The organism is Schumannella luteola, from assembly GCF_013408685.1.
Taxonomy (GTDB): Bacteria; Actinomycetota; Actinomycetes; order Actinomycetales; family Microbacteriaceae; genus Schumannella; species Schumannella luteola.
In genome coordinates, this window is the sequence record NZ_JACBZY010000001.1 from 3,012,410 (window position 1) to 3,036,025 (window position 23,616).

The window sequence follows — 23,616 nt, forward strand, 5'->3', positions numbered from 1 at the left end:
CGCTAGGCGGGCTCGCGACGAGGTGGGAGCCGCGTGGCGCGGAAATCCTCCGAAAGTCGGAGGGCGCGCATCCACTCGGCTCGGGCAGGGCACGCTCGGGTCACGCCGCCGCGCGCACCCGCTCGAGGAAGCGCGCGTGGAAGCGGGTCTCGCCGTCGACCTCGGGGTGGAACGCGGTGCCGAGCAGCGGGCCCTGCTCGACGGCGACGATGCGTCCGTCGGCGAGGCGCGCCAGCACTTCGACCCCGGCGCCGACCTCGACGACCTCGGGCGCCCGGATGAACGTCGCGGCGACCGGCTCGGCGCCGAGCACCGGCACCGCGAGCCGCGTCTCGAAGGACTCGTTCTGCGCGCCGAAGGCGTTGCGCCGCACGGTCGCGTCGAGTCCGCCGAGCGTCTGCTGGCCGGCGATGCCGTCGAGCAGGCGGTCGGCGAGCAGGATGAGTCCGGCGCAGGTGCCGTAGACGGGCATCCCGGCGGCGATGCGCTCACGCAGCGGCTCACGCAGGCCGAAGCGTCGCGTGAGCTTGTCCATCACGCTCGATTCGCCGCCGGGCAGCACGAGCCCGCTCACCGCATCCAGCTCGCTCGCTCGGCGCACGAGCACGACCTCGGCGCCGAGCGCGGTCAGCACGGCCGCGTGCTCGCGCACGTCGCCCTGCAGGGCGAGCACGCCGACGCGCAGACCGGCGCCGACCGGCACTCCGCCCGCCGGCGCGTCGACCGGCGCGGCGCCGAGGTCGTGAGCGCTCACCAGCCGCGCTCGGCCAGGCGGTGCGGTGCGGGCAGATCGGCGACGTTGATGCCGACCATCGCCTCGCCGAGTCCGCGCGAGGCCTCGGCGATCACAGCCGGGTCGTCGGAGAACGCGGTCGCCTTGACGATCGCGGCCGCGCGCGCCGCCGGGTCGCCCGACTTGAAGATGCCCGAGCCGACGAAGACGCCGTCGGCGCCGAGCTGCATCATGAACGCCGCGTCCGCGGGCGTCGCGACGCCGCCGGCCGTGAACAGCACGACGGGCAGCTTGCCGGTCTCGGCGATCTCGACGACGAGGTCGTAGGGCGCCTGCAGCTCCTTCGCGGCGACGTACAGCTCGTCGCGGCTCTTCGACCCCAGCGCGCGGATCTCGCTCGTGATCGTGCGGATGTGCTTGGTCGCCTCCGATACATCCCCCGTGCCCGCCTCGCCCTTCGAGCGGATCATCGCAGCGCCCTCGGTGATGCGGCGCAGCGCCTCGCCCAGGTTGGTCGCGCCGCACACGAACGGGGTCGTGAAGAGCTGCTTGTCGATGTGGTTGACGTAGTCGGCGGGGCTCAGCACCTCCGACTCGTCGATGTAATCGACGCCGAGCGCCTGCAGCACCTGCGCCTCGACCTGGTGGCCGATGCGGGCCTTCGCCATGACCGGGATGCTCACGGTCGCGATGATCTGGTCGATCAGGTCGGGGTCGCTCATGCGGGCGACGCCGCCCTGGGCGCGGATGTCGGCGGGCACGCGCTCGAGCGCCATCACGGCGACGGCGCCGGCGTCTTCTGCGATGCGGGCCTGCTCGGCGGTGACGACGTCCATGATGACGCCGCCCTTCAGCATCTCGGCCAGGCCGCGCTTGACGCGGAGGCCGCCGGTCTGGGGTGTGGTGTCATCAGTCACGAGGGGACCGTAGATCCGGTGTTGCGCGGTGCGCGCGGGCCGACGACGATCGACTGGACCGGCGTTCGGGCCACGGTCCGCGAAGCGGACCGCCGATCAGGCCGATCGCGATCGAGTGGACCGGCTGTGCCCTCGACGGCCGCCCAGCACGGGCTTCGCGCCGCACCGCGTCGCGTGCGGTGGCAGGATCGGCGGCATGAAGGTGCTGTCCATCCAGTCCGCGGTCGCCTACGGCCATGTCGGCAACTCGGCGGCCGTGTTCCCGCTGCAGCGCATCGGCGTCGAGGTGCTGCCGGTCTACACGGTCAACTTCTCCAACCACACGGGATACGGCGCCTGGCGCGGCCCGCTGATCTCGCCCGACGACGTGCGCGAGGTCATCACCGGCATCGAGGAGCGCGGCGTCTTCGGCGAGATCGACGTCGTGCTGTCGGGCTACCAGGGCGGCGAGGGCATCGGCGAGGTCATCATCGACGCCGTCACTCGCGTCAAGGCGGCGAACCCGAACGCGATCTACGCCTGCGACCCGGTCATGGGCAACGCCAAGTCGGGATGCTTCGTCGCCCCCGCGATCCCGGTGCTGCTGCGTGAGCGCGTCGTGCCGGTCGCCGACGTGATCACGCCGAACCAGTTCGAGCTCGGCTTCCTCACCGAGACCGAGCCCGACACGCTCGAGTCGACCCTCGCCTCCGCCGACCTCGCGCGCGCGATGGGACCGACGACGGTGCTCGTCACGAGCGTCGAGCGCCCCGACCGGCCCGAGGGCACGATCGAGATGCTCGCCGTCGACGACCAAGGCGCCTGGCTGGTGCAGACCCCGCACCTGCCGTTCAAGGCGAACGGCTCGGGGGATGTCACGGCAGCCCTGTTCACGGCGCACCACCGCCGCACCGGCTCGGCCGCCGAGGCGCTGGAGACGGCCGTGTCGAGCGTCTTCGACCTGCTCCGCACGACCCACGAGGCGGGCGCCCGCGAGCTGCTGCTCGTCGAGTCGCAGGAGTTCTACGCGAACCCGCGCCGCCAGTTCACCGTGACGCAGGTGCGCTGAGCTCTCTCCCCCGGCGGCGGTCGGCGGATGCGCGGCATCCGCTGATCGCGATCAGACCGGCCAGGCCTCGGCGAGCTCGCGGCGGGCGTCGCCGAGCAGCTTCGGGATCGCCTTCGTCTGGGCGATGATCGGGAAGAAGTTCGCATCCGACGCCCAGCGCGGCACGACGTGCTGGTGCAGGTGCGCGGCGACGCCGGCTCCGGCCACGGCGCCCTGGTTCATGCCGATGTTGAAGCCGGCCGGGCCGCTCGTCGCCCGCAGCACGCGCATCGCCGTCTGGGTGAGATGGGTCATCTCCGCCGACTCCGCCTCCGTCGTCTCGTCGTAGCCCGCGACGTGGCGGTAGGGGCAGATGAGCAGGTGGCCGCTGTTGTAGGGGAACAGGTTCATCAGCACGAAGGCGTGCTCGCCGCGGTGCACGATGAGTCCCTGCTCGTCGCTCAGCGTCGGCGCCACGCAGAACGGGCACTCGTGGCTCGACGGCACACCGCCGGCCTCGATGTAGGCGATGCGGTGCGGCGTCCACAAGCGCGACAGCCCGTCGGGAACGCCGGCGAGGTCGGATGCGGACTCGGCCTGCGGGTAGGCGGTGCCGTCGTAGTCAGTCGGCACCGCGCCCTCCCGCTCAGCCGCGCCGTCGTCCGGCCCGTCGGTCACGCTCAGACCTGGGCCTTCGTCTCGATGGCCTCGAGGATGCGTCGCACCGCCTCGTCGACCGGCACGCCGTTGTCCTGCGTGCCGTCGCGGAAGCGGAAGCTGACCGATCCGCCGGCGCGATCCTGCTCGCCCGCGATCAGCTGGAACGGCACCTTCTGCTGCGTGTGCGTGCGGATCTTCTTCTGCATCCGGTCGTCGCTGGCATCGAGCTCGGCGCGCACGCCGGCCTTCCGCAGACGGGCGATGATCTCGCCGAGGTAGTCGTTGAACTCCTCGGCGATCGGGATGCCGACCACCTGAACGGGCGCGAGCCAGGCGGGGAAGGCGCCGGCGTAGTGCTCGAGCAGGATCGCGAAGAAGCGCTCGATCGAGCCGAGCAGCGCGCGGTGGATCATGACCGGCTGCTGCTTCGTGCCGTCGGATGCGGTGTACTCCAGCTCGAAGCGCTCCGGCTGGTTGAAGTCGAGCTGCACGGTCGAGAGCTGCCAGGTGCGGCCGATCGCGTCGCGCGCCTGCACCGAGATCTTCGGGCCGTAGAAGGCCGCGCCACCGGGGTCGGCGACGAGCTCGAGGCCCGACTCCTCGGCGACCTGACGCAGGGTGTCGGTCGCCTCATCCCAGGCCTCGTCGCTGCCGACGTACTTCTCCGGGTCCTTCGTCGAGAGCTCGAGGTAGAAGTCGGTGAGTCCGTAGCCGCGCAGGGTCTCGAGCACGAACTCGAGCTGGCTGGCGACCTCGGCCTTGACCTGGTCGGGCGTGACGTAGACGTGCGCGTCGTCCTGCGTGAGGCCGCGCACACGGGTCAGCCCCGAGAGCTGGCCGCTCTTCTCGTAGCGGTAGACGGTGCCGAACTCCGCGAGGCGCAGCGGCAGCTCGCGGTAGCTGCGTCCGCGCGCCCGGAAGATCAGGTTGTGCATGGGGCAGTTCATGGGCTTCAGGTAGTAGTCCTGGCCCTGGCGGGTGACGTGCCCTTCGGCATCCGTCTCCTCGTCGAGGTGCATCGCCGGGAACATCCCGTCCTTGTACCACTGCAGGTGGCCGCTGGTCTCGAACAGGTTCGCCTTGGTGATGTGCGGCGAGTAGACCTGCTCGTAGCCGTGCGCGATGAGGCGCTCGCGCATGTAGTTCTCGATCTCGGCGCGCACGACGCCGCCCTTGGGGTGGAAGACCGCGAGGCCCGAGCCGATCTCGTCGGGGAAGGAGAAGAGGTCGAGTTCCTTGCCGAGCTTGCGGTGGTCGCGCTTCGCCGCCTCCTCGAGACGGGTCAGGTAGGCGCGCAGCTCGTCTTTCGTCGGCCAGGCGGTGCCGTAGATGCGCTGCAGCTGCGGGTTCTTCTCGCTGCCGCGCCAGTAGGCGGCGGCCACGCGCATGAGCTTCGCACCGTTGCCGATCAGGCGAGTGCTCGGCAGGTGCGGTCCGCGGCAGAGGTCCTGCCAGTAGCGCTCGCCGGTCTTGCCGTCGACGTTCTCGTAGATCGTCAGCTCGCCGGCGCCGACCTCGACCGACTCGTTGTCGCCGCTCTCGGCCGAGCCGCCCTTGAGGCCTATGAGCTCGAGCTTGTAGGGCTCGGCGGCGAGCTCGCGGCGCGCCTCGTCATCGCTCACGACGCGGCGCACGAAGCGCTGGCCCTGGCGGATGATGCGGTCCATCTCCTTCTCGATCGCCTTGAGGTCCTCGGGCGTGAAGGGGGTGGCGACGTCGAAGTCGTAGTAGAAGCCGTCGGTGACGGGCGGGCCGATGCCGAGCTTGGCCTCGGGGTTGATGCGCTGCACGGCCTGCGCGAGCACGTGCGCGGCCGAGTGACGGAGGATGTTGAGCCCGTCCGGGGAGTCGATCGTGACCGGCTCGACGGTCTGAGTCTCGGTGACCGTCGTCGCCAGGTCCTTCAGCTCGCCGTCGACGCGCAGGGCGACGACGGAGCGGTCGGGGAAGAGGTCGAATCCGGTCTGCTCAGTCACGCTTCTCAGATTAGTGCGGAGCGGACGGCGCGGCCGACGCCGGCGGTCGACGCCGGCGGTCGACGCTTCGACAGCTGGCTGCGGCGGGAGGCGGCTCAGCCGACCGCGGTGAGGTGGAGGCCGATCAACGACGACGGAACGAGGCCCGGCGCCCGCAGGCCCGACGCCCCGAGAGCGCGACCGGAGACCACCGTGGGAACGGTCAGCCAGTCGAGCGACGCCGGGCCCGGCTCGGTCGCGCGGGCGAAGGGCTCGAGCGGGGCGATCCGGTACCGCCGCTCCGGGTCGAGGCCGGGCAGGCGCACGCGACCGAGAGGATGCGCCGCGCTCGTCGCGACCGCCGCGATCGTGAACAGCGCCTCGCTGCCGTCCCGCGCGACGACGCCCCGCACATCCAGCGCCGGGTCCGCGAGATCGGCGTGCACCACGCGCCCGGTCGCGACGAGGTCGCGATGCTGCTTCCAGGTCGCGACCCAGGCCGCCAGCCGCTCGCGCTCCTCGGCATCGAGCGTCGTCACATCCCATTCGATGCCGAGGTGTCCGAGCAGGGCGGTGCCGGCGCTGAAGTCGAGGGTGGTGTGACGCCGGGTCGAGTGGATGTGCGGCGTCGACACGTGCGCCCCGAGCAGCTCTGGCGGCACGAGCAGCCCGGTGTGCTTCTGGATCTGCAGACGCTCGAGCGGGTCGATGCAGTCGCTCGTCCACACCCGGTCGGTGCGCTCGAGGATGCCCAGATCGACTCGCGCGCCACCCGAGGCGCACGACTCGATCTCGAGGTCGGGATGCCGCCGCCGCAGCCGGTCGAGCAGCCCGTAGAGCGCCTCGACGCCGCGGCGCACGCGCGGGGCGGTGCCCGGCCCGGCGCCCGGCTCGACCAGGTCGCGGTTGTGATCCCACTTGATGTAGGCGATCTCGTACTCGCCGAGGATCGCGTCGATGCGCTCCTCCAGGTAGGCGACGACGTCGGGATTCGCGAGATCGAGCACCTGCTGCTGACGTGCCTCGGGCGGCAGCTCGTCGCGGCCGCGCAGGATCCAGTCGGGATGCGCGCGGGCGAGATCGCTGTCGGGGTTGACCATCTCGGGCTCGAACCAGAGCCCGAACTCCATGCCGAGGGCACGCACGCGGTCGACGAGCGGATGCAGGCCCTCGGGCCAGACGTCCGCATCCACGTACCAGTCGCCGAGGCCGGCCGAGTCGTCGCGACGGTGGCGGAACCAGCCGTCGTCGAGCACGAAGCGCTCGACCCCGACCTCGGCGGCCGCCTCGGCCAGCGCGGTGAGCCGCTCGAGATCGTGGTCGAAGTAGACGGCCTCCCAGGTGTTGAGCGTGACCGGGCGCGGACGACGGGGATGCACGTCACGCGAGCGCAGCTCGTCGTGGATACGGCCCGAGAGCTCGGTCAGCCCGTCGCCCCAGGCGCCGATCGCCCACGGCGCGACGTAGGTCTCCCCCGGCGCGAGCACGACCTCGCCGGGCAGCAGCAGCTCGCCCGCGAAGAGCACGGGGTCGTGGCCGGGCGTGCGCTCGGCCAGCAGGCGATGGTTGCCGCTCCAGGCGAGGTGGATGCCGTGCGCGACGCCGCGCTCGAACCCGAAGCCGGTCGCGCCCGCCGTCAGCAGCAGTGTCGCATCCGCGCCCGGGCGTCCGCGCCGGCTCTCGCGCAGATGCGTGCCGTTCGTGAAGGCGTGACGCTGCGGCGCGCGTTCGCGCAGGTGGTGGCCGGTCGCGTCGAGCAGCTCGTCGGCGTCGTGCGGCAGCGGGAAGGCGGCGAGCACACCGTCGAGCAGGTAGTCGTCGTCGCCGGTGTTGGTGACGGCGATCCGCTGCCGCAGCAGCCCCGTCGCCGTGACCTCGAGCTCGATCGTCGCCGTGAGCGCGAGGTGCTCGTCGACGAGACGGATGAGCCGTCCCGCCGGCGTCGACGGGCGCGCGTCGCCCAGGGCCAGCCGCGTCGCGAACCCGCCGCCCGCGCGTCGTCCGCTGATCCCCGAAGTGCCGAGCCAGCCGTGGCCGGGCTGGGGCAGCAGCGACAGCAGAGCCGCGTCATCGAGCCCGCCGGAACCGCGCGGCGGCCGGATCGCGCGCGCCATCCCCAGCGCGTCGGCGCCGAGCTCGCCGAGATCGGCGCCCCAGTGCACGATCACGGGAACCGGGGCCGTGTCGAGGTCGACGACGACCGAGGTTCCGCCGCCGCGCAGGTGCACGATGCCGTCGCGCTCGGACTGGATCGGGGCTGACGGGGCGATGCGACGCTGCATGCACCCGTTCTATCGTGCGCAGCCGACGTGCGGCCGGGCACGCGGTCGGGTGCCGCGCCTCGGCCACGCGCGGTGCACCAGATCACGGCGTCACAGTCGAGTCAACCCCTTCTCTGAACTCTCAGCGCGACCTAACCTGGACGCTGAGCGCTCACGTCCCGCTGTCCCTCCGGCATCCCCCGTCGTGAGCAGAGAAGAGGGCCGCATGGCCACTGACAGCTCCAGAGCCCCCGACCGGCCGACCCCCGCATCGCCGGCCGCCGCTGGGCTGAGCTCCGTTCCGAGCGTCGCGGTCTCGGCCGCACCCGCCGACGGTCTCGTCGCGTCAGCTTCGCCCCACGCGGAGGCGCCGGCGGTGTGGCACCTGCTGCGGACGGCGATCTGGACCGTCACCCAGGACGGCGAGGTGCTCGGCCGCGTCGAGCACCTCGCGAACGGCTGGTTCGCGATCGCCGAGCCGAATCTCGCCCTCGGCCTGTTCGACTGCGAGGCCGCTGCTCGCGAAGCCGTCATCCGCGCGCCGCGCCTCGCTCCCCCGCCCGAGACCGAGACGCGCTCCGCCGAGAGCTATGAGCAGCTCGCGTCTCGGCTCGCCGGCGAGCACCCGACGGTCACGCTTGGTCACATCGAGACGATCCTGACCGAGGAGCACGAGCTGCTCACCGGCATCGACCCGGCCGACATCGTGCCGCCGATCGTCGTCGAAGCCACCCTCGAGCGCGTCGAATCGCTCGAGGCGCGGCAGCGCTCCGACGTCGGCTGAGCCGCGGAGACCTCCCGCGGAACGCGACGAGGCCGCCACCCCGATCACCGGGATGACGGCCTCGTGACGAACGCGAACGCGACGGCCGGGGTCTGCCTCAGCGACCCCAGCGCAGCGCCGCGGTCTGCACCGGCGCGTCCCACAGCTCGGTCAGCTCGTCGTCGAGCTTGAGCACGGTGACCGAGAAGCCCTGCATCTCGAGCGAGGTCACGTAGTTGCCGACGAGCGTGCGGCTGACCTCGATGCCCTGCTCGGCCAGCACCTGCGCCGCGCGGCGGAAGGCGATGTAGAGCTCGATCAGCGGGGTGCCGCCCATGCCGTTGACGAAGAGCAGCACCTTGTCGCCCGAGGCGAAGGGCAGGTCTTCGAGGATGGGGTGCAGGATGCGGTCGACGATCTGGTCGGCCGGCTCGAGGCCGACGCGCTGGCGGCCGGGCTCGCCGTGGATGCCGATTCCGATCTCGATCTCGTCGTCGCCGATGTCGAAGCTCGGCTCGCCCGCGTGCGGAACGGTCGGCGCGGTGAGCGCGACGCCCATCGAGCGCACCTGGCCGTTGACCTTCTCGGCGATCGCGGTCACCGCGTCCAGGTCGTCGCCGCGCTGGGCGGCCGCGCCGGCGATCTTCTCGATCAGCACCGTGCCGGCGACGCCACGGCGTCCGGCGGTGTACAGCGAGTCCTTCACGGCGACGTCGTCGTCGACGACGACCGCGCGCACCTCGATGCCCTCCGCGAGGGCGAGGTCGGCGGCGGTCTCGAAGTTGAGCACGTCGCCCGTGTAGTTCTTCACGATGTGCAGCACGCCCTTGCCGCCGTCGACGGCCTTCGTCGCGGCGACGATCGGGTCGGGCGTCGGCGAGGTGAAGACCGGACCGGGCACGGCGGCGTCGAGCATGCCGTAGCCGACGAATCCGCCGTGCAGCGGTTCGTGGCCGCTGCCGCCGCCGGAGACGAGCCCGACCTTGCCCTGCACGGGCGCATCGGCGCGCACGATGTGGGCCGGATCGGCGACCACGGTCAGCAGACCGGGATGAGCGAGCGCGACGCCCTCGAGGGCCTCGGCGACGACGTTCTTCGGGTCGTTGATGAGCTTCTTCATGAACTCGGGTCCTCTCGCGACCGACGCCGACGCTGGCCGGGATCGGGGGCGATCCCCATCGGTCCGAGGCCGAATCTACGCGGGGCCGACACGCGCGGGGAAGACGCCCGCGCGCACTCTGGGAATCCGTTCACCGGGCGTTCTCGTGCGGCCGGCGTCGCCCGCGGAGGGGGCGGATCAGTCGGCGTTCGTCGCCGCGACCCACGCATCCAGCTTCGCCGTGGCGCTGCCGTCGTCGATCACGGCGGCCGCGTCGGCGATGCGGGCGCGGAAGCGGGCACGGATGTCGAGCTCGGCCTGGGTGTGGTCGCGCGCCAGATCCCAGGCGACGAGACCGGCGGCCGCGTTGAGCAGCACGATGTCGCGCACCGCGCCCTCCTCGCCCGCGAGAGTCGCCCGCACGACGTCGGCGTTGTGCTGCGGCGAGCCGCCGCGCAGGTCGTCGATCTTGGCGCGGCGGATGCCGAGATCGGCCGGGTCGAGGTCGTGCTCGGTGACCGAGCCGCGGCTGACCTCCCAGAGGTGGCTGTGGCCGGTCGTCGTGAGCTCGTCGAGACCGTCGTCACCGCGGAACACGAGCGCGGTCGCGCCGCGCGTCTGGAAGACGCCGACGAACAGCGGCACCTTCTCGAGGCTCGACACGCCGACGGCCGACGCCTCCGGGCGGGCCGGGTTCACGAGCGGTCCGAGGAAGTTGAACACGGTCGGGATGCCGAGGTCGGCGCGCACCGGCGCCGCGTGGCGGAAGCCGGGATGGAACAGCGAGGCGAAGGCGAAGGTGATGCCGCTCGTCTCGAGCACCGCGGCGACCTTCTCCGGCGGGATCGTGAGGTCGAGACCCAGCGCCGTGAGCACGTCCGAGGAACCGGATGCCGACGAGGCGGCGCGGTTTCCGTGCTTGATGACCCGGGCGCCCGCGGCGGCGCAGACGATCGACGACATCGTCGAGACGTTGACCGTGCGGAAGCGGTCGCCACCGGTGCCGACGATGTCCAGAGCCATCGGATCGACCGTCAACGGCAGCGCGTTCTCGAGGATCGCGTCGCGGAAGCCGACCACCTCATCCACCGTCTCGCCCTTCGCGCGCAGGGCGATGAGGAAGGCCGAGAGCTGGGCGGGAGTGGCCTGACCGGCCACGATCTCGCCCATGGCCCACGCCGACTCGGAGATCGTGAGGTGCTCGCCCTCGAGGAGTCGCGTCAGGAGTTCCGGCCAGGTCGGGGAGGTCGCCATGCCGAAATCGTATCGACGACGGCGACACCCGCCCCGCAGTGCGTTCTGGGCACTCTCACATGGGGCCATAATGGAGTCGTGAGCACTGCGACATCACTCCCCAGGACACCTGTGGTCGTCAACCGGCCGAACGTCACGTCGGTGGGAGTCATCGTGTGGCTCGGCAGCGAGGTCATGTTCTTCGCCGGCCTCTTCGCCATCTACTTCACGCTGCGCTCGGTGTCGCCCGAGCTGTGGGCCGAGCAGTCGGAGAAGCTCAACTTCCCGTACTCGCTGACGAACACGATCATCCTCGTGCTGTCGTCGTTCGCCTGCCAGTTCGGCGTCTTCGCGGCCGAGCGCCTCCAGGCCCGTCGCACCGACTGGAAGCCCTGGAACTGGGGCCTCGTCGAGTGGTTCTTCGTGACCTTCGCGATGGGCGCCGTCTTCGTCGTCGGCCAGATCTACGAGTACGCGATGCTCGTCACCGAGGGCGTCGGCTTCCAGTCCGACTCCTACGGCTCGGCCTTCTACCTCACCACCGGCTTCCACGGTCTGCACGTGACGGGCGGACTCTTCGCCTTCCTCTTCGTGATCGGCCGCACCTTCGCCGTCCGCCGCTTCACCCACAAGGAGGCGACGACCGCGATCACCGTGTCGTACTACTGGCACTTCGTCGACGTGGTCTGGATCGGCCTGTTCCTCGTCATCTACGTGCTGAGATGACCGACCCCGCCCCGACGACGAACCCACGAGACAGATCGGACACCTCGCAGCGCATGGCGAAGTCAGCATCCAGCCCCCGCACCAGCCGCCCGGCCCGCGCCGGACGCTCGGCCCGACGCACCCGCACCGGGCGCCGTTCGCCGCTCGCCTCGGTCGCGCTGCTCGTCATCGGCCTCATGGCCACGGGTGGCGCCTACGCCGCCTTCACGAGCGCCGCCAGCGCTGAAGACAACGGAACCGCCAACATCGCGGATGCCGACAAGGCCAACGGCGAGAAGCTCTTCCAGGCCAACTGCGCCACCTGCCACGGCACCAACGGCGAGGGCACCAACCAGGCCCCGACGCTGCTCGGCGTCGGCGCCGCCTCGGTCGACTTCCAGGTCGGCACCGGCCGCATGCCGATGGCCGTTCAGGGACCGCAGGCCGAGCGCAAGCCCCCGCAGTTCACCGACGCCCAGACCAAGGACCTCGCGGCCTACGTCGACTCGCTCGCCCCCGGGCCCGAGATCCCCGCCGACGAGTACCTCACCGGCAAGGGCGACGTGACCGAGGGCGCCGAGCTCTTCCGCATCAACTGCGCCATGTGCCACAACGTCTCCGGCGCCGGCGGCGCCCTCACCGAGGGCAAGTTCGCGCCGAGCCTCAAGGGCGTCAGCGCCGCGCACATCTACGAGGCCATGCTCACCGGCCCGCAGAACATGCCGGTCTTCAACGACCAGAACATCACCCCCGAGGACAAGGCGAACGTCATCGCCTACCTGACCTACCTCGACGAGCACGCCTCGCCCGGCGGTCTCGACCTCGGCGACCTGGGCCCGGTCTCGGAGGGTCTGTTCGTCTGGATCTTCGCGCTCGGCTCGATCGTCGCGATCACCGTCTGGCTGACGGCGAAGTCCAACTAAGTCGCCTCGGCGCGAGAAACACAGCGAGAGGAACCTCATGGCAGACCATGGCAGCGCCGACACCGGCAACGCCGTCGAGATCATCGCGACGGACCCGGGTCCGCGCAGTGCTGCCGTCGTGCCGACCGACCGTCCGCAGAACCCCGGCTTCCCGCCGGAGCGGAAGCGCGTCGCCGACCTCGACCCCGCCAAGGAGAAGCAGCAGGAGCGCCGCGTCGTCGCCTGGTTCGTCGTCGGCATCATCGGCGCCGTCGGCGCGGTGGCCGCCTACGTGGCCTTCCCGCTCGACACCCGCGGATCCATCGACCCGTCCGAGACCCGCATCGTCACGCTGCTGATCGGTCTCGGCATCGCGATCGGCCTCTTCGGCATCGGCTTCGGCGCGGTGCACTGGGCCAAGTCGCTCATGCACGGCCACGACCTGGTCGAGATGCGCCACCCCACTCGTGGCAGCGAGGAGACCCGCGCCAAGGCGGTCGCCGTCTTCACCGCCGGCAACGAGGAGTCGGGCTTCTCCCGCCGCAAGGCGATCGTGGGCACGCTGATCGGCGCCCTGGCCGCGTTCCCGCTTCCCGGCATCGTGCTCTTCCGCGGCCTCGCGCCGAAGGAAGACGCGAACGACGTGCTCCGCCACACCATGTGGAAGAAGGGCACGCGCCTGACCCGCGACCCCTCCGGCACGCCCATCAAGGCGTCCGAGGTCACCCTGGGATCGGCGTTCCACGTCATCCCCGAAGGCCTCAACGACTCCGAGCACAAGCTCGAGGAGAAGGCCAAGGCCGCGGTTCTGCTGATGCGCCTCAAGCCCGAGGACCTCAACCCCCGCAAGGGACGCGAGGACTGGGCCTACGACGGCATCGTCGCCTACTCCAAGATCTGCACGCACGTCGGCTGCCCCGTGGCGCTGTACGAGCAGCAGACCCACCACCTGCTGTGCCCGTGCCACCAGTCGCAGTTCGACATCACCCACGAGGCTGAGGTGATCTTCGGACCGGCCAAGCGCCCGCTGCCGCAGCTTCCCATCTACGTCGACGACGAGGGCTACCTCCGCGCGCGGAGCGACTTCACCGAGCCCGTCGGACCCAGCTTCTGGGAGCGTGAGCACTGATGTCCACCACCACCGCACCGGCGCCGAACGAACAGGCGACCCGCGGAACCCGCTTCACCAGCTGGGCCGCGAACTACGTCGACGAGCGCACGAGCATGTCGGGCCTCGTCAAGGAGCTCGGCCGCAAGATCTTCCCCGACCACTGGTCGTTCATGCTCGGCGAGGTCGCGCTCTACAGCTTCGTCGTCATCCTGCTCTCGGGCTCGTTCCTGACGTTCTTCTTCCAGGCCTCGATGGCCGAGGTCGAGTACGACGGCTCGTACGTGCCGCTCAAGGGGCTCGAGATGTCGGCCGCCATGCAGTCGACGCTGAACATCAGCTTCGATCTGCGCGGCGGACTCCTGATCCGTCAGATCCACCACTGGGCGGCGCTGCTGTTCGTGGCCTCGATCGGTCTGCACATGCTGCGCGTGTTCTTCACGGGCGCGTTCCGCAAGCCGCGCGAGGTCAACTGGCTCGTCGGCTTCCTGCTCTTCGTGCTCGCGATGGCCGAGGGCTTCACCGGCTACTCGCTGCCGGATGACCTGCTCTCGGGCAACGGCCTCCGCATCATCGACGGCATGGTGAAGGGCGTCCCCTTCTTCGGCACCTGGATCTCGTACCTGCTCTTCGGCGGGGAGTTCCCGGGCACCCAGATCGTGGGCCGCCTCTACACGCTGCACATCCTGCTGCTGCCCGCGATCCTCGTCGCCCTGCTCGGCGTGCACATGCTGCTGCTGATCGTCAACAAGCACACCCAGTTCGCCGGCCCCGGCCGCACGAACGACAACGTGGTCGGCTCGCCGATCATGCCGGTGTTCGCCGCCAAGGCCGGTGGATTCTTCTTCATCGTCTTCGGTGTCATCGCGCTCGTCGCGGCGACCGTCACGATCAACCCGATCTGGGCGTACGGACCCTACGACCCCTCCCCCGTCTCGGCCGGCACCCAGCCGGACTGGTACATCGGCTTCGCGGATGGCGCCCTGCGTCTCGTGCCGCCGGGCTGGGAGCTCATGCTCGGGCCGTACACGCTGTCGCTCAACATCCTCGTGCCGATCCTGGTGCTGCTGGTGTTCCTCGCGGCTGTCGCGGTCTACCCCTTCGTCGAGGCCTGGATCACCAACGACAAGCGCGAGCACCACATCGCCGACCGTCCGCGCAACGCTCCGACCCGCACCGCGATCGGCGCCGCCGGCGTCACGTTCTACGCGGGCCTCTGGTCGGCGGCGAGCTCGGACCTCATCGCGACGCACTTCAAGCTGTCGATCGAGAGCGTGACCCACGTGATCCAGGCGGTCACGATCCTCGGGCCGATCGTGGCGTTCTACGTCACGAAGCGCATCTGCCTCGCGCTGCAGAAGAAGGACCGCGAGATCGCGCTGCACGGCTTCGAGTCGGGCCGCATCGTGCGTCTGCCCGGCGGCGAGTACATCGAGGTGCACGAGCAGCTCTCCGAGTACGAGCGCTGGCGCCTGGTGAGCTTCGAGGAGTACCACCCGGTGATGGTGCGACCGGATGCGCGGGGTCGCATCACGCAGCGAGCGAAACTGCGCGCGTCGCTCTCGAGCTGGTTCTTCGAGGACCGCATCGCTCCGGTGACGCAGAAGGAGCTCGAGTCGGGCTCGCACGGTCACCACTGAGTTGAACCGCCTCGAAGGGGCCCGTCGTCCACGTGACGACGGGCCCCTTCGCTGTCTCCCCCGGCGCTCGATCTCGGCCCGGTCTTCCGCTCCCCCCGCGCCGACTCGCGACCGCGACGCCCGCCCTAGGCTCGAGGGATGCATCCCCCGCTCGAGCCCTTCTCCACCGGATTCCTGGACCGGCCCGACGGCAGCTCGCTGTACTGGGAGACCAGCGGCGCACCCGACGGCGTGCCCGTGTTCTACCTGCACGGCGGCCCGGGCGGCGGACTCGGACTCGGCGGATACCGTCGCCGAGCGGATCCGTCGCGGCACCTCATCGTCGGCCTCGACCAGCGCGGGTGCGGGCGGTCGACCCCCTGGGCGATCGACGACCTCGCCGCCCTCGATCTGAACACGACAAGCGCGCTCATCGACGACATCGAAGCGCTGCGGATGCACCTGGGCATCGACCGGTGGCTCGTGCACGGCGTCTCGTGGGGCTCGACTCTCGCGCTCGCGTACGCCCTCGACCACCCCGATCGTGTGCTCGCGCTGGTTCTTGTCGCCGTGACGAGCGGAAGCCGCCGGGAGATCGACTGGATCACCGACGGCGTCGAACGGATCTTCCCGGAGCGGTGGGACGAGTTCGACTGGCTCGGACGACGCCTCGCGCCCGACGCCGGCCCGCGACAGGTCGAACGCTACGCCGCCGCACTCCGACACCCGGATGCCGCGGTGCGCGAGCTCGCGGCCGAGGGCTGGGATGCGTGGGAGTCGACACACATCTCACTCGACCCGTACTGGCAGCCCGGTCCGTACCGCGCTGAGGTGCGGGACCGCCGCAACTTCGCGACGCTCGTCACGCACTTCTGGTCTCAGGACTGCTTCCTCCCCGGTGACCGAGCGGTACTCGAACGGATCGCCGAGCTGGGAGATCTTCCCGGCGTGCTGATCCACGGTCGCCGCGACATCAGCGGCCCCGCGGAGACCGCGTGGGAGCTCGCTCGGCGCTGGCCAGGCGCGCAGGTGCAGATCGTCGAGCACGAGGGTCACGGCGGCCCGAACAGCATGGAGCGAGCCGCCGCCGCGATCGACGCTCTGACCGGCGTCCAGCGTGCGCGTCAGCGGCCTCGGCACCGGTCTCGGCTCGGCGCCGACGACGAAGGCGGCGGCTCCCGCAGGAAGCCGCCGCCCGTGACGTTCTGAGCGCCGCCGTCAGTCGAAGATGCGCCGCATGTACTCGGCGTTCTGCTGGTAACCGAGGCGGTCGTAGAAGCCGCCGGCACGACGGCTCGCGACGGTCAGCTGGTGCACCTTGCGCTCCACGCACTCCTGCTCGACCGCGCGCACGAGCTGCGTGCCGAAGTCGAGACCGCGGGCCTCCTGATCGACGACGATCTCCTGCAGCTGCGCCGAGAGACCGTTCGTCGCCAGCAGCGGGACGATCGTGGTCAGCGCATAGCCGCGCACGGCTCCCGCGTCATCCTCGGCGAGAAGCAGGAGCACGCTCGGCTCCTCCCCCGCGAGGTACGAGGCGAAGGTCGCGTCGAAGGCGGCGCGCTGGGGTTCGATCGCATGACCGAGCTGCTGCACGAGAGCGAACAGCGCATCGGCGTCGGCGGGGCGTGCGGCGCGGATCATCAGCGGGCGAAGTTCCCGCGCACGTACTCGAACTGCCAGCCGACGACGCCGATCAGCACGATCGGGGCGCCGATGATGGCGATCCAGACGCCGACCGCGAGGCCGAGGAACATCAGGCCGAGTCCGAAGGTGAGCACGAGCGGCCACCAGCTCCAGGGGCTGAAGTGACCCTGCTCGGCGTCGCCGTCGTCGATCGTCGCGTCCGAGCGGTCCTCGGGCAGTTCGCCGCCCTGCGCCCTGATGGCGAGGCGGAGGTAGAACTGCAGGAAGAACGACAGGATCGCGCCGAGGCCGATGCCGACCGAGCCGACCCACTCCACCGTGCCGGTGCCGGCGACGGCGGAGATGAAGCCGCCCACGTCGGTGCCGGCCGGGATCGTGGCCGAGTCGATCATGTGCCAGATGATGTAGGCCGCGTCAGCCGCCAGGAAGAAGAAGAAGAGAAGCAGGAACAGGTTCGCGTTGACCTTCATGGCTTACTTCACCTCTCCTTTCGCGACGTCGAGCACGGGCGCCTCCGGGGCGTCCTTGGCGGGTCCGATTCCGATCGGGATGCCGGCCTCGGGGTGGTGCAGGTCGAACGCCGGGGACTCCGAGCGGATGCGCGGGATCGACGTGAAGTTGTGGCGCGGCGGCGGGCAGGAGGTCGCCCACTCGAGCGAGCGCGAGTAGCCCCACGGGTCGTCGACGGTGACCTTCGGCGCCTTGCGGGCCGTGATGTACACGTTGTAGAGGAACGGCAGCAGCGAGATGCCGAGGATGATCGCGCCGATCGTCGACAGCTGGTTCATCCAGGTGATGTTGTCCTCGACGCGGTACTGCGCGTAGCGGCGGGGCATGTTCATCACGCCGAGCCAGTGCTGGATGAGGAACGTCGTGTGGAAGCCGATGAACAGCAGCCAGAAGTGGATCTTGCCCAGCGTCTCGTTGAGCATCTTGCCGGTCCACTTCGGCCACCAGAAGTAGAAGCCGCTGAACATGGCGAACACGACGGTGCCGAAGACGACGTAGTGGAAGTGCGCGACGACGAAGTAGCTGTCGGAGAGGGCGAAGTCGAGCGGCGGCGACGCGAGGATGACACCCGTCAGACCACCGAAGGTGAAGGTGATCAGGAAGCCGATCGCCCACAGCATCGGGGTCTCGAAGGTGACCGAGCCGCGCCACATGGTGCCGATCCAGTTGAAGATCTTGATGCCCGTGGGCACCGCGATCAGCATCGTCAGCAGGGCGAAGAACGGCAGCAGCACCGAGCCGGTGACGTACATGTGGTGCGCCCACACGGTGACCGAGAGGGCCGCGATCGCGATCGTGGCGTAGATCAGCGTCTTGTAGCCGAAGATCGGCTTGCGGCTGAAGACCGGGAAGACCTCGGAGACGATGCCGAAGAACGGCAGCGCGATGATGTAGACCTCAGGATGCCCGAAGAACCAGAACAGGTGCTGCCACAAGATGGCGCCGCCGTTGGCTGGATCGAGCAGATGCGCTTCGAATACTCGATCGGCTCCGAGCGCGAAGAGGCCGGCGGCCAGCACCGGGAAGGCGAGCAGCACGAGGATCGACGTGACGAGCACGTTCCAGGTGAAGATCGGCATGCGGAACATGGTCATGCCGGGCGCGCGCATCGTGATGATCGTCGTGATGAAGTTCACCGCGCCGAGGATCGTGCCGAAACCGGTCATGGCGAGGCCGAAGACCCAGAGGTTTCCGCCGTAGCCCGGCGAGAACGTCGTCGATGAGAGCGGCGTGTAGGCGAACCAGCCGAAGCTCGCGGCGCCCTGCGGGGTGAAGAACCCGCCGACGGCGATGATCGAGCCGAAGAGGTACAGCCAGTAGGCGAAGGCGTTCAGACGCGGGAACGCCACGTCCGGGGCGCCGATCTGCAGCGGCATCGCGACGTTCGCGAAGCCCGAGAACAGCGGGGTCGCGAACATCAGCAGCATGATCGTGCCGTGCATCGTGAAGAGCTGGTTGTACTGCTCGCGCGTCGACAGCAGGTCGAGCCCGGGCGTGAACAGCTCGGCGCGGATGACCAGGGCCATCACGCCGCCGATGAGGAAGAACAGGAACGACGTGATCAGGTAGAGGTACCCGATCGTCTTGTGGTCGGTGGTGGTGAGCCACTTGACGATGACGTTGCCCTTGCGCTCACGCAGGATCTCGCGGCGGTTGCCGATCTGCGCGGCGCCGCCCGTGGGGGCGGTCTTCGCGGCCGGAGGAGTCGCAGTCGTGGTCATGGTCTCAGCCCTCCACGTTGGTGGTGCTCGTGCCGTTGCCCGGCAGGTTCGTGTTCGCGTTCAGATCCTCGCCGATCGGACCGGTGTTGCCGGCGTCCTCGAGCTTCTGCATCTGCGCCTTGTACTCGTCTTCCGAGACGACCTTCACGTTGAACAGCATGAGCGAGTGGTACTCGCCGCAGAGCTCGGCGCACTTGCCCTGGTACGTCCCCTCCTTGAGAGGCGTGAAGTACATGTGGTTCGTCTTCGCCGGGATCATGTCCTTCTTGTAGAGGAACTCGATCACCCAGAACGAGTGGATGACATCGCGCGACTTGATGTCGATCTCGATCTTCTTGTTGACCGGCAGGTAGAGCGTCGGGATCGAGTCCTCGATGATCTCGCCCTTGTCATCCACCTGCGTCTGGATCGACTGCTTGTAGGTGTTCGACGTGTCGTACTGGAAGTCCCAGGCCCAGCGCTTGCCGTAGACCGTGATCTTGTAGTCGGGGTCGACCTTGGCCTCGATCGCGGCCTGGTCGCGGGCGGTGAAGGCGAAGAAGCCGAGCACCAGGATCAGCGGCACGATCGTGTAGAAGATCTCGATCGGCATGTTGTAGCGCAGCTGCACCGGCAGGCCCGTCTGGCCCTTGCGGCGTCGGTACGCCACGGCGGCCCAGATGATGAGGCCCCAGGTGATGATGCCGACGATCAGCAGCACGATCCACGAGGTCGTCCAGAGTCCGATGACGCGATCGGTGTGGTTCGTCACACCCTCGGCCGGGGGAAGGAATCCGCGCAGCTGTGCGTCGGTGCAGCCGGCCAGGATCGCGGTGACCGCGACGCCGATGGGGAGAATGGCCCAGCGGGCCAGACGACTGCGGCGTTGTGAGCGCACGGCGAACCTCTCGGTGGAATAGCGGGTGTTACAGAGCGAGTCTATAACCGCGAAAGGGCGCCGACTTCGCGTCGGCGCCCTTCGAGGACGTGTCGTGCCGGGAAATGCCCGGTCGCGGTTCAGTGGAAGGAATCTCCACACGCGCACGAGCCCTGCGCGTTGGGGTTGTCGATCGTGAATCCCTGCTTCTGGATCGTGTCCTCGAAGTCGATCGAGGCGCCGTCGAGGTAGGGCTCGCTCATCTTGTCGACGACGAGCTCGACGTCGCCGAACTCCTTCACGAGGTCGCCGTCGAGCACGCGCTCGTCGAAGTAGAGCTGGTAGATGAGGCCCGAGCATCCGCCCGGCTGCACGGCGATGCGCAGGCGCAGGTCGTCGCGCCCTTCCTGCTCGAGCAGGCTGCGCACCTTGGTGGCGGCGGTGTCGGTCAGCTTGACGCCGGCGGGCACGACCTCGTCGGTCTGCGGGGCGGTGAGGGTCGTGTCAGACATGACGACAGTGTACGTCGCGCGTCCGCGGGGCGCAGGATGCGGAACGCCCCCGTCACGGGGACGGGGGCGTTCGGTCGACGCCGCCGGCTCGAGCGCGTGATCAGCGCACCGCCGGCGGCACCTGCGGCGACTCAGCCGCGGGCGTCGAGCCGCGAGAGCAGCAGCGCCTCGGAGAGGATCGCGCGGTGGAACGAGCCCAGGTCGAGCGACTCGTTCGGGCTGTGCGCGCGCGAGTCGGGGTCCTCGACGCCGGTGATGAGGATCTGCGCGCCGGGGAAGCGCTCGACGAGCGAGGCGACGAAGGGGATGGACCCCCCGGCGCCCATCTCGACCGGCTCGGCTCCCCACCCCTCGCGCATGGTGTCGAGCGCCTCGGCGGCGGCCCAGCCGGAGGTGTCGACGAGGAAGGGATCGCCGAGATCGACGTCGGCGAACTCGACGCGGGCGCCGAAGGGCGCGTTCGCGAGCAGGTGCTCGCGCAGCGCCTCCCACGCCTCCTGGCCCGTTTGACCGGGCGCGACGCGCGCGGAGAGCTGGAAGGTGACGGTGGGGATGAGCGTGTTCGAGGCGTTCTTGAGGCTGGGCGCGTCGACGCCGGTGATCGTGACGGTCGGCTTGTCCCACAGGCGGCTGACGATCGTGCCGTCGCCGATCGGCCGAGCCTCGGGCAGCAGGCCGGTCTCGCTGCGCAGCTGCGCCTCGTCATAGGCGGGGGTCTCGGCCTCGCGCGTGGTCATGCCGGCGACCGCGACCGAGCCGTCCTCGGCCCACAGCGTGTTCAGCAGGCGCACCGCGGCGAGCATCGCATCCGGCACCGCTCCCCCGAACATCCCGGAGTGCGAGGCGTGCTCGAGCGTCGTGACCTTCACCTGCACGCGTACATTGCCGCGCAGGCCGACGGTGAGCGCGGGGATCTCGGTCGACCAGTTGCCCGAGTCGGCGACGACGATCACGTCGGCGGCGAGCTGCTCCTGGTGGTCGACGAGGAACTGCTCGAAGGAGCGGGAGCCGAACTCCTCCTCCCCCTCGAAGAAGAGCACGATGCCGAGGTCGAAGTCGTCGCCGCGGGCGTCGACGAGCGCGCGGATCGCGGCGAGGTGCGAGGCGATGCCGGCCTTGTCGTCGGCGGTGCCGCGGCCGTAGAGGCGGCCGTCGCGGGTGGTCGGCTCGAAGGGCGCCGACTCCCACAGCGATTCGTCGCCGACGGGCTGCACGTCGTGGTGGGCGTAGAGCAGGATGGTCGGCCGGCCGTTGCGGGCGGCGCGTGTGGCGAGCACGGCGGGCTGGCCGAGCTGGTCGGTTCCGGGGATGGCGGACTGCTCGATCGACACCGACTCGAACACCCCGAGCTCGCGCACGAGCTCGGCGATGGCCTCGGCGCTGCGGCGCACCTCGGCGTGGTCGAAGCCCTCCCACGCGATCGAGGGGATGCGGGCCAGACGCGACAGCTCGGCGATCGACGCCGGCAGCGCGGCGTGCACCGATTCGGCGATCCGCTCGGCGTTCGGGCTGGTGGACGACGGGCTCACGGGATCGCTGGAGGACATGCGGGTAATCTTAAGCGCCGCCGTCGAGCATCCGCTCCGGCGCATCCACCCCTTCGACCGAGGACCGCACCGTGGCCAGGACTCCCCGCAACACCGAGCAGCCGGCGGCTGAGACGCCGCTCGAGCTCGACCCGAAGCTCGACTCCAAGAAGGGCAAGGCGACCCCGACGCGCGCTCAGCGCGAGGCCGAGCGTCTGCGCCCGCTGGTTCCGAACGACCGCAAGGAGGCGGCGCGCGCGAACCGCGACAAGCAGGCGGCCGAGCGCGAGAAGGCACGTGTGGGCCTCGCCGCCGGCGACGAGCGATACCTGCCGGTGCGCGAGCGCGGACCGCAGAAGAAGTACATCCGCGACTACGTCGACTCGCGCTTCAGCATCGGCGAGCTCGTGCTGCCGCTCATGTTCCTGGTGATCATCGTGAGCTTCCTGCCGCAGTTCATCCCGGCGATCCCGCAGGAGTTCTCGGCCTGGTCGCTCTACGCCGTGTGGGGCTTCCTGGTGCTGGCGATCATCGACTGCGTGATCATGACTCAGCTGCTCAAGCGCCGCCTGCGCGAGCGCTTCGGCGACAAGACCGAGCGCGTCGGCCTCTACGCCTCGATCCGCGCACTGCAGTTCCGCATGCTGCGCATGCCGAAGCCGCAGGTGAAGATCGGCCAGGCGATCGACTGACCTCCGTTCGCTCGAGCGAACGACGAGAGCCCCGGTCCGCTGCGTGCGGACCGGGGCTCTCTGCTGTTCCGGGCCCCGCCGAGCAGGGCGGGGAGCGCGGTTGGTCAGATCGGACCGCGCGCGTCAGACGGCGCGCGAGCGCAGCCGGGCCAGACCGCGGCTGATCTGCCGCGCCCAGAGCGGGCCGCGGTAGAGGAAGCCGGTGTAGCCCTGCACGAGGTCGGCGCCGGCATCCAGTCGCTCCTGCACCTCGGCGGCCGTCTCGACGCCGCCGACCGAGATGATGCAGATCTCGCGCGGCAGCTCGGCGCGCAGCAGCTTCAGCAGCTCGAGCGATCGGGCGCGCAGCGGCGCTCCCGAGAGCCCGCCGGCGCCCGCGGCCTCGACGACCGCGGGCGCGGTGCGCAGATCCGCCCGCGACAGCGTCGTGTTCGTGGCGATGATGCCGGGCAGGCCGAGGCGCAGCACGAGCGCCGCGATGCCGCGGGCCTGCTCATCGTCGACGTCGGGGGCGATCTTCACCAGCACCGGCGTCGCGCCCGCCGCGTCGCGCACCGCCGCGAGCAGCGGCTCGAGCACCTCGACCTCCTGCAGTCCGCGCAGCCCGGGAGTATTCGGCGAGCTGACGTTGACCACGAGGTAGTCGGCGAGCGGGGCGAGCAGGCGGGTGCTCGTCAGGTAGTCGTCGGTGGCGGCATCCACGTCGACGACGCGGCTCTTGCCGATGTTGACGCCGATGACCGGGCGCCCGGTCACGCGACGCAGCTTCTCGAGGCGCGGGCGGATCGCCTCGGCGCCGGCGTTGTTGAAGCCCATGCGGTTGACGACGGCACGGTCGGGGATGAGGCGGAACAGCCGCGGCCGCGGGTTGCCGGGCTGCGCGATCGCGGTGACCGTGCCGATCTCGACGTGGCCGAAGCCGAGAGCACCGAGGCCGAGGACGCCGCGCGCCTCCTTGTCGAAGCCGGCTGCGATCCCGAAGGGCGAGTCGAAGCGCAGACCGAGCGCCTCCACCTGCTGGCCGGCCGGCGGCTTGGTCACGGCGCGGGCGATCGAGCGGAGCACGGGGGCGCCGAGCGCGCGGATGACGACGAAGGCGAGGTGGTGCGCGTCCTCCGGGTCGAGACGCGAGAGGACGAGGCGGAAGAGCGTGGGATACATCGGCGCGCG

Annotated in this window: 22 protein-coding genes; 8 read left to right on the top strand and 14 right to left on the bottom strand. The window is 70.1% G+C overall.

The window, feature by feature from the left end; all coding sequences use genetic code 11:
• Positions 1-100: 100 nt before the first annotated feature.
• Together pdxT and pdxS are read right to left on the bottom strand one after the other, a co-directional pair.
• Positions 101-703 (bottom strand): pyridoxal 5'-phosphate synthase glutaminase subunit PdxT, encoded by a 603-nt coding sequence (pdxT, locus tag BJ979_RS13705; protein ID WP_343046786.1) that lies wholly within the window; start codon positions 701-703, stop codon positions 101-103.
• A gap of 47 nt (positions 704-750) precedes the next feature.
• Positions 751-1,650, bottom strand: a complete 900-nt coding sequence (pdxS, locus tag BJ979_RS13710; protein ID WP_179568688.1) for a pyridoxal 5'-phosphate synthase lyase subunit PdxS — start codon at positions 1,648-1,650, stop codon at positions 751-753.
• A 196-nt stretch (positions 1,651-1,846) separates the two neighbouring features.
• Here pdxS and pdxY point away from each other — a divergent pair, with 196 nt between their 5' ends.
• Positions 1,847-2,698 carry a pyridoxal kinase PdxY gene (gene pdxY / locus BJ979_RS13715; protein WP_179568689.1) on the top strand — a complete coding sequence of 284 codons (852 nt, stop codon included), beginning with the start codon at positions 1,847-1,849 and terminating at the stop codon, positions 2,696-2,698.
• Between the two features lie 51 nt (positions 2,699-2,749).
• On the opposite strand, the gene BJ979_RS13720 is transcribed toward pdxY, so the two are convergent.
• The 3 genes from BJ979_RS13720 to BJ979_RS13730 form a co-directional block, all read right to left on the bottom strand.
• On the bottom strand, positions 2,750-3,310 hold the full coding sequence (locus BJ979_RS13720; protein ID WP_179570361.1) for an HIT family protein: 561 nt from the start codon (positions 3,308-3,310) through the stop codon (positions 2,750-2,752).
• A gap of 47 nt (positions 3,311-3,357) precedes the next feature.
• Positions 3,358-5,313 (bottom strand): threonine--tRNA ligase, encoded by a 1,956-nt coding sequence (gene thrS / locus BJ979_RS13725; RefSeq protein WP_179568690.1) that lies wholly within the window; start codon positions 5,311-5,313, stop codon positions 3,358-3,360.
• 95 nt (positions 5,314-5,408) lie between these two features.
• Positions 5,409-7,574: an alpha-galactosidase gene (locus tag BJ979_RS13730; RefSeq protein ID WP_179568691.1), complete on the bottom strand. Its 2,166-nt coding sequence runs from the start codon at positions 7,572-7,574 to the stop codon at positions 5,409-5,411.
• Positions 7,575-7,779: 205 nt separating this feature from the next.
• Here BJ979_RS13730 and BJ979_RS13735 point away from each other — a divergent pair, with 205 nt between their 5' ends.
• Entirely contained in the window at positions 7,780-8,337 is a 558-nt protein-coding gene (locus BJ979_RS13735; RefSeq protein WP_179568692.1) for a hypothetical protein, read from the top strand.
• 97 nt (positions 8,338-8,434) lie between these two features.
• Here BJ979_RS13735 and dhaK read toward each other — a convergent pair whose 3' ends face one another.
• Positions 8,435-9,436, bottom strand: a complete 1,002-nt coding sequence (gene dhaK / locus BJ979_RS13740) for a dihydroxyacetone kinase subunit DhaK (RefSeq protein WP_179568693.1) — start codon at positions 9,434-9,436, stop codon at positions 8,435-8,437.
• Between the two features lie 177 nt (positions 9,437-9,613).
• Complete coding sequence (gene trpD / locus BJ979_RS13745) at positions 9,614-10,669, bottom strand: anthranilate phosphoribosyltransferase (RefSeq protein WP_179568694.1); 1,056 nt, start codon at positions 10,667-10,669, stop codon at positions 9,614-9,616.
• Between the two features lie 78 nt (positions 10,670-10,747).
• On the opposite strand from trpD, the gene ctaE reads away from it, so the two are divergent.
• The 5 genes from ctaE (at position 10,748) to BJ979_RS13770 (ending at position 16,191) form a co-directional block, all read left to right on the top strand.
• Positions 10,748-11,374 carry an aa3-type cytochrome oxidase subunit III gene (ctaE, locus tag BJ979_RS13750; protein ID WP_343046709.1) on the top strand — a complete coding sequence of 209 codons (627 nt, stop codon included), beginning with the start codon at positions 10,748-10,750 and terminating at the stop codon, positions 11,372-11,374.
• A gap of 53 nt (positions 11,375-11,427) precedes the next feature.
• Positions 11,428-12,276 (top strand): cytochrome bc1 complex diheme cytochrome c subunit, encoded by an 849-nt coding sequence (qcrC, locus tag BJ979_RS13755; protein WP_179568695.1) that lies wholly within the window; start codon positions 11,428-11,430, stop codon positions 12,274-12,276.
• A 37-nt stretch (positions 12,277-12,313) separates the two neighbouring features.
• Entirely contained in the window at positions 12,314-13,384 is a 1,071-nt protein-coding gene (qcrA, locus tag BJ979_RS13760) for a cytochrome bc1 complex Rieske iron-sulfur subunit (protein ID WP_179568697.1), read from the top strand.
• On the top strand, positions 13,384-15,003 hold the full coding sequence (gene qcrB, locus BJ979_RS13765) for a cytochrome bc1 complex cytochrome b subunit (protein WP_179568699.1): 1,620 nt from the start codon (positions 13,384-13,386) through the stop codon (positions 15,001-15,003). Before qcrA ends, qcrB begins: the two co-directional genes overlap by 1 nt.
• A 138-nt stretch (positions 15,004-15,141) precedes the next feature.
• Positions 15,142-16,191 carry an alpha/beta fold hydrolase gene (locus BJ979_RS13770; protein WP_179568701.1) on the top strand — a complete coding sequence of 350 codons (1,050 nt, stop codon included), beginning with the start codon at positions 15,142-15,144 and terminating at the stop codon, positions 16,189-16,191.
• Positions 16,192-16,200: 9 nt separating this feature from the next.
• On the opposite strand, the gene BJ979_RS13775 is transcribed toward BJ979_RS13770, so the two are convergent.
• The 6 genes from BJ979_RS13775 to BJ979_RS13800 form a co-directional block, all read right to left on the bottom strand.
• Positions 16,201-16,626, bottom strand: coding sequence for a GNAT family N-acetyltransferase (locus BJ979_RS13775; protein WP_179568703.1), 426 nt, complete (start codon positions 16,624-16,626; stop codon positions 16,201-16,203).
• Positions 16,626-17,099, bottom strand: a complete 474-nt coding sequence (gene ctaF / locus BJ979_RS13780) for an aa3-type cytochrome oxidase subunit IV (protein ID WP_179568705.1) — start codon at positions 17,097-17,099, stop codon at positions 16,626-16,628. The genes BJ979_RS13775 and ctaF overlap by 1 nt, the downstream gene beginning before the upstream one ends.
• Before the next feature lie 3 nt (positions 17,100-17,102).
• Positions 17,103-18,860 (bottom strand): aa3-type cytochrome oxidase subunit I, encoded by a 1,758-nt coding sequence (ctaD, locus tag BJ979_RS13785; protein ID WP_179568707.1) that lies wholly within the window; start codon positions 18,858-18,860, stop codon positions 17,103-17,105.
• Between the two features lie 4 nt (positions 18,861-18,864).
• Complete coding sequence (gene ctaC / locus BJ979_RS13790; protein WP_179568709.1) at positions 18,865-19,737, bottom strand: aa3-type cytochrome oxidase subunit II; 873 nt, start codon at positions 19,735-19,737, stop codon at positions 18,865-18,867.
• A 119-nt stretch (positions 19,738-19,856) separates the two neighbouring features.
• A complete protein-coding gene (gene erpA / locus BJ979_RS13795) occupies positions 19,857-20,228 on the bottom strand; it encodes an iron-sulfur cluster insertion protein ErpA (RefSeq protein ID WP_179568711.1) in 372 nt (123 codons plus the stop codon).
• Positions 20,229-20,359: 131 nt separating this feature from the next.
• Positions 20,360-21,775, bottom strand: a complete 1,416-nt coding sequence (locus tag BJ979_RS13800) for a dipeptidase (protein WP_179568713.1) — start codon at positions 21,773-21,775, stop codon at positions 20,360-20,362.
• A gap of 71 nt (positions 21,776-21,846) precedes the next feature.
• Here BJ979_RS13800 and BJ979_RS13805 point away from each other — a divergent pair, with 71 nt between their 5' ends.
• Positions 21,847-22,446, top strand: a complete 600-nt coding sequence (locus BJ979_RS13805) for a DUF3043 domain-containing protein (protein WP_179568715.1) — start codon at positions 21,847-21,849, stop codon at positions 22,444-22,446.
• A gap of 123 nt (positions 22,447-22,569) precedes the next feature.
• On the opposite strand, the gene BJ979_RS13810 is transcribed toward BJ979_RS13805, so the two are convergent.
• Positions 22,570-23,607, bottom strand: coding sequence for a quinone-dependent dihydroorotate dehydrogenase (locus tag BJ979_RS13810; RefSeq protein ID WP_179568716.1), 1,038 nt, complete (start codon positions 23,605-23,607; stop codon positions 22,570-22,572).
• Between the last annotated feature and the right edge of the window lie 9 nt (positions 23,608-23,616).

Excerpts from the sequence above, each read along its gene's own strand:
- trpD (WP_179568694.1), bottom strand. The coding sequence starts at position 10,669 with ATGGCGACCTCCCCGACCTGGCCGGAACTCCTGACGCGACTCCTCGAG.
- BJ979_RS13770 (WP_179568701.1), top strand. The coding sequence starts at position 15,142 with ATGCATCCCCCGCTCGAGCCCTTCTCCACCGGATTCCTGGACCGGCCC.
- dhaK (WP_179568693.1), bottom strand. The coding sequence starts at position 9,436 with ATGAAGAAGCTCATCAACGACCCGAAGAACGTCGTCGCCGAGGCCCTC.
- ctaD (WP_179568707.1), bottom strand. The coding sequence starts at position 18,860 with ATGACCACGACTGCGACTCCTCCGGCCGCGAAGACCGCCCCCACGGGC.
- ctaF (WP_179568705.1), bottom strand. The coding sequence starts at position 17,099 with ATGAAGGTCAACGCGAACCTGTTCCTGCTTCTCTTCTTCTTCTTCCTG.
- BJ979_RS13730 (WP_179568691.1), bottom strand. The coding sequence starts at position 7,574 with ATGCAGCGTCGCATCGCCCCGTCAGCCCCGATCCAGTCCGAGCGCGAC.
- pdxY (WP_179568689.1), top strand. The coding sequence starts at position 1,847 with ATGAAGGTGCTGTCCATCCAGTCCGCGGTCGCCTACGGCCATGTCGGC.
- BJ979_RS13775 (WP_179568703.1), bottom strand. The coding sequence starts at position 16,626 with ATGATCCGCGCCGCACGCCCCGCCGACGCCGATGCGCTGTTCGCTCTC.
- BJ979_RS13810 (WP_179568716.1), bottom strand. The coding sequence starts at position 23,607 with ATGTATCCCACGCTCTTCCGCCTCGTCCTCTCGCGTCTCGACCCGGAG.
- qcrA (WP_179568697.1), top strand. The coding sequence starts at position 12,314 with ATGGCAGACCATGGCAGCGCCGACACCGGCAACGCCGTCGAGATCATC.
- erpA (WP_179568711.1), bottom strand. The coding sequence starts at position 20,228 with ATGTCTGACACGACCCTCACCGCCCCGCAGACCGACGAGGTCGTGCCC.
- BJ979_RS13800 (WP_179568713.1), bottom strand. The coding sequence starts at position 21,775 with ATGTCCTCCAGCGATCCCGTGAGCCCGTCGTCCACCAGCCCGAACGCC.
- qcrB (WP_179568699.1), top strand. The coding sequence starts at position 13,384 with ATGTCCACCACCACCGCACCGGCGCCGAACGAACAGGCGACCCGCGGA.
- qcrC (WP_179568695.1), top strand. The coding sequence starts at position 11,428 with ATGGCGAAGTCAGCATCCAGCCCCCGCACCAGCCGCCCGGCCCGCGCC.
- BJ979_RS13735 (WP_179568692.1), top strand. The coding sequence starts at position 7,780 with ATGGCCACTGACAGCTCCAGAGCCCCCGACCGGCCGACCCCCGCATCG.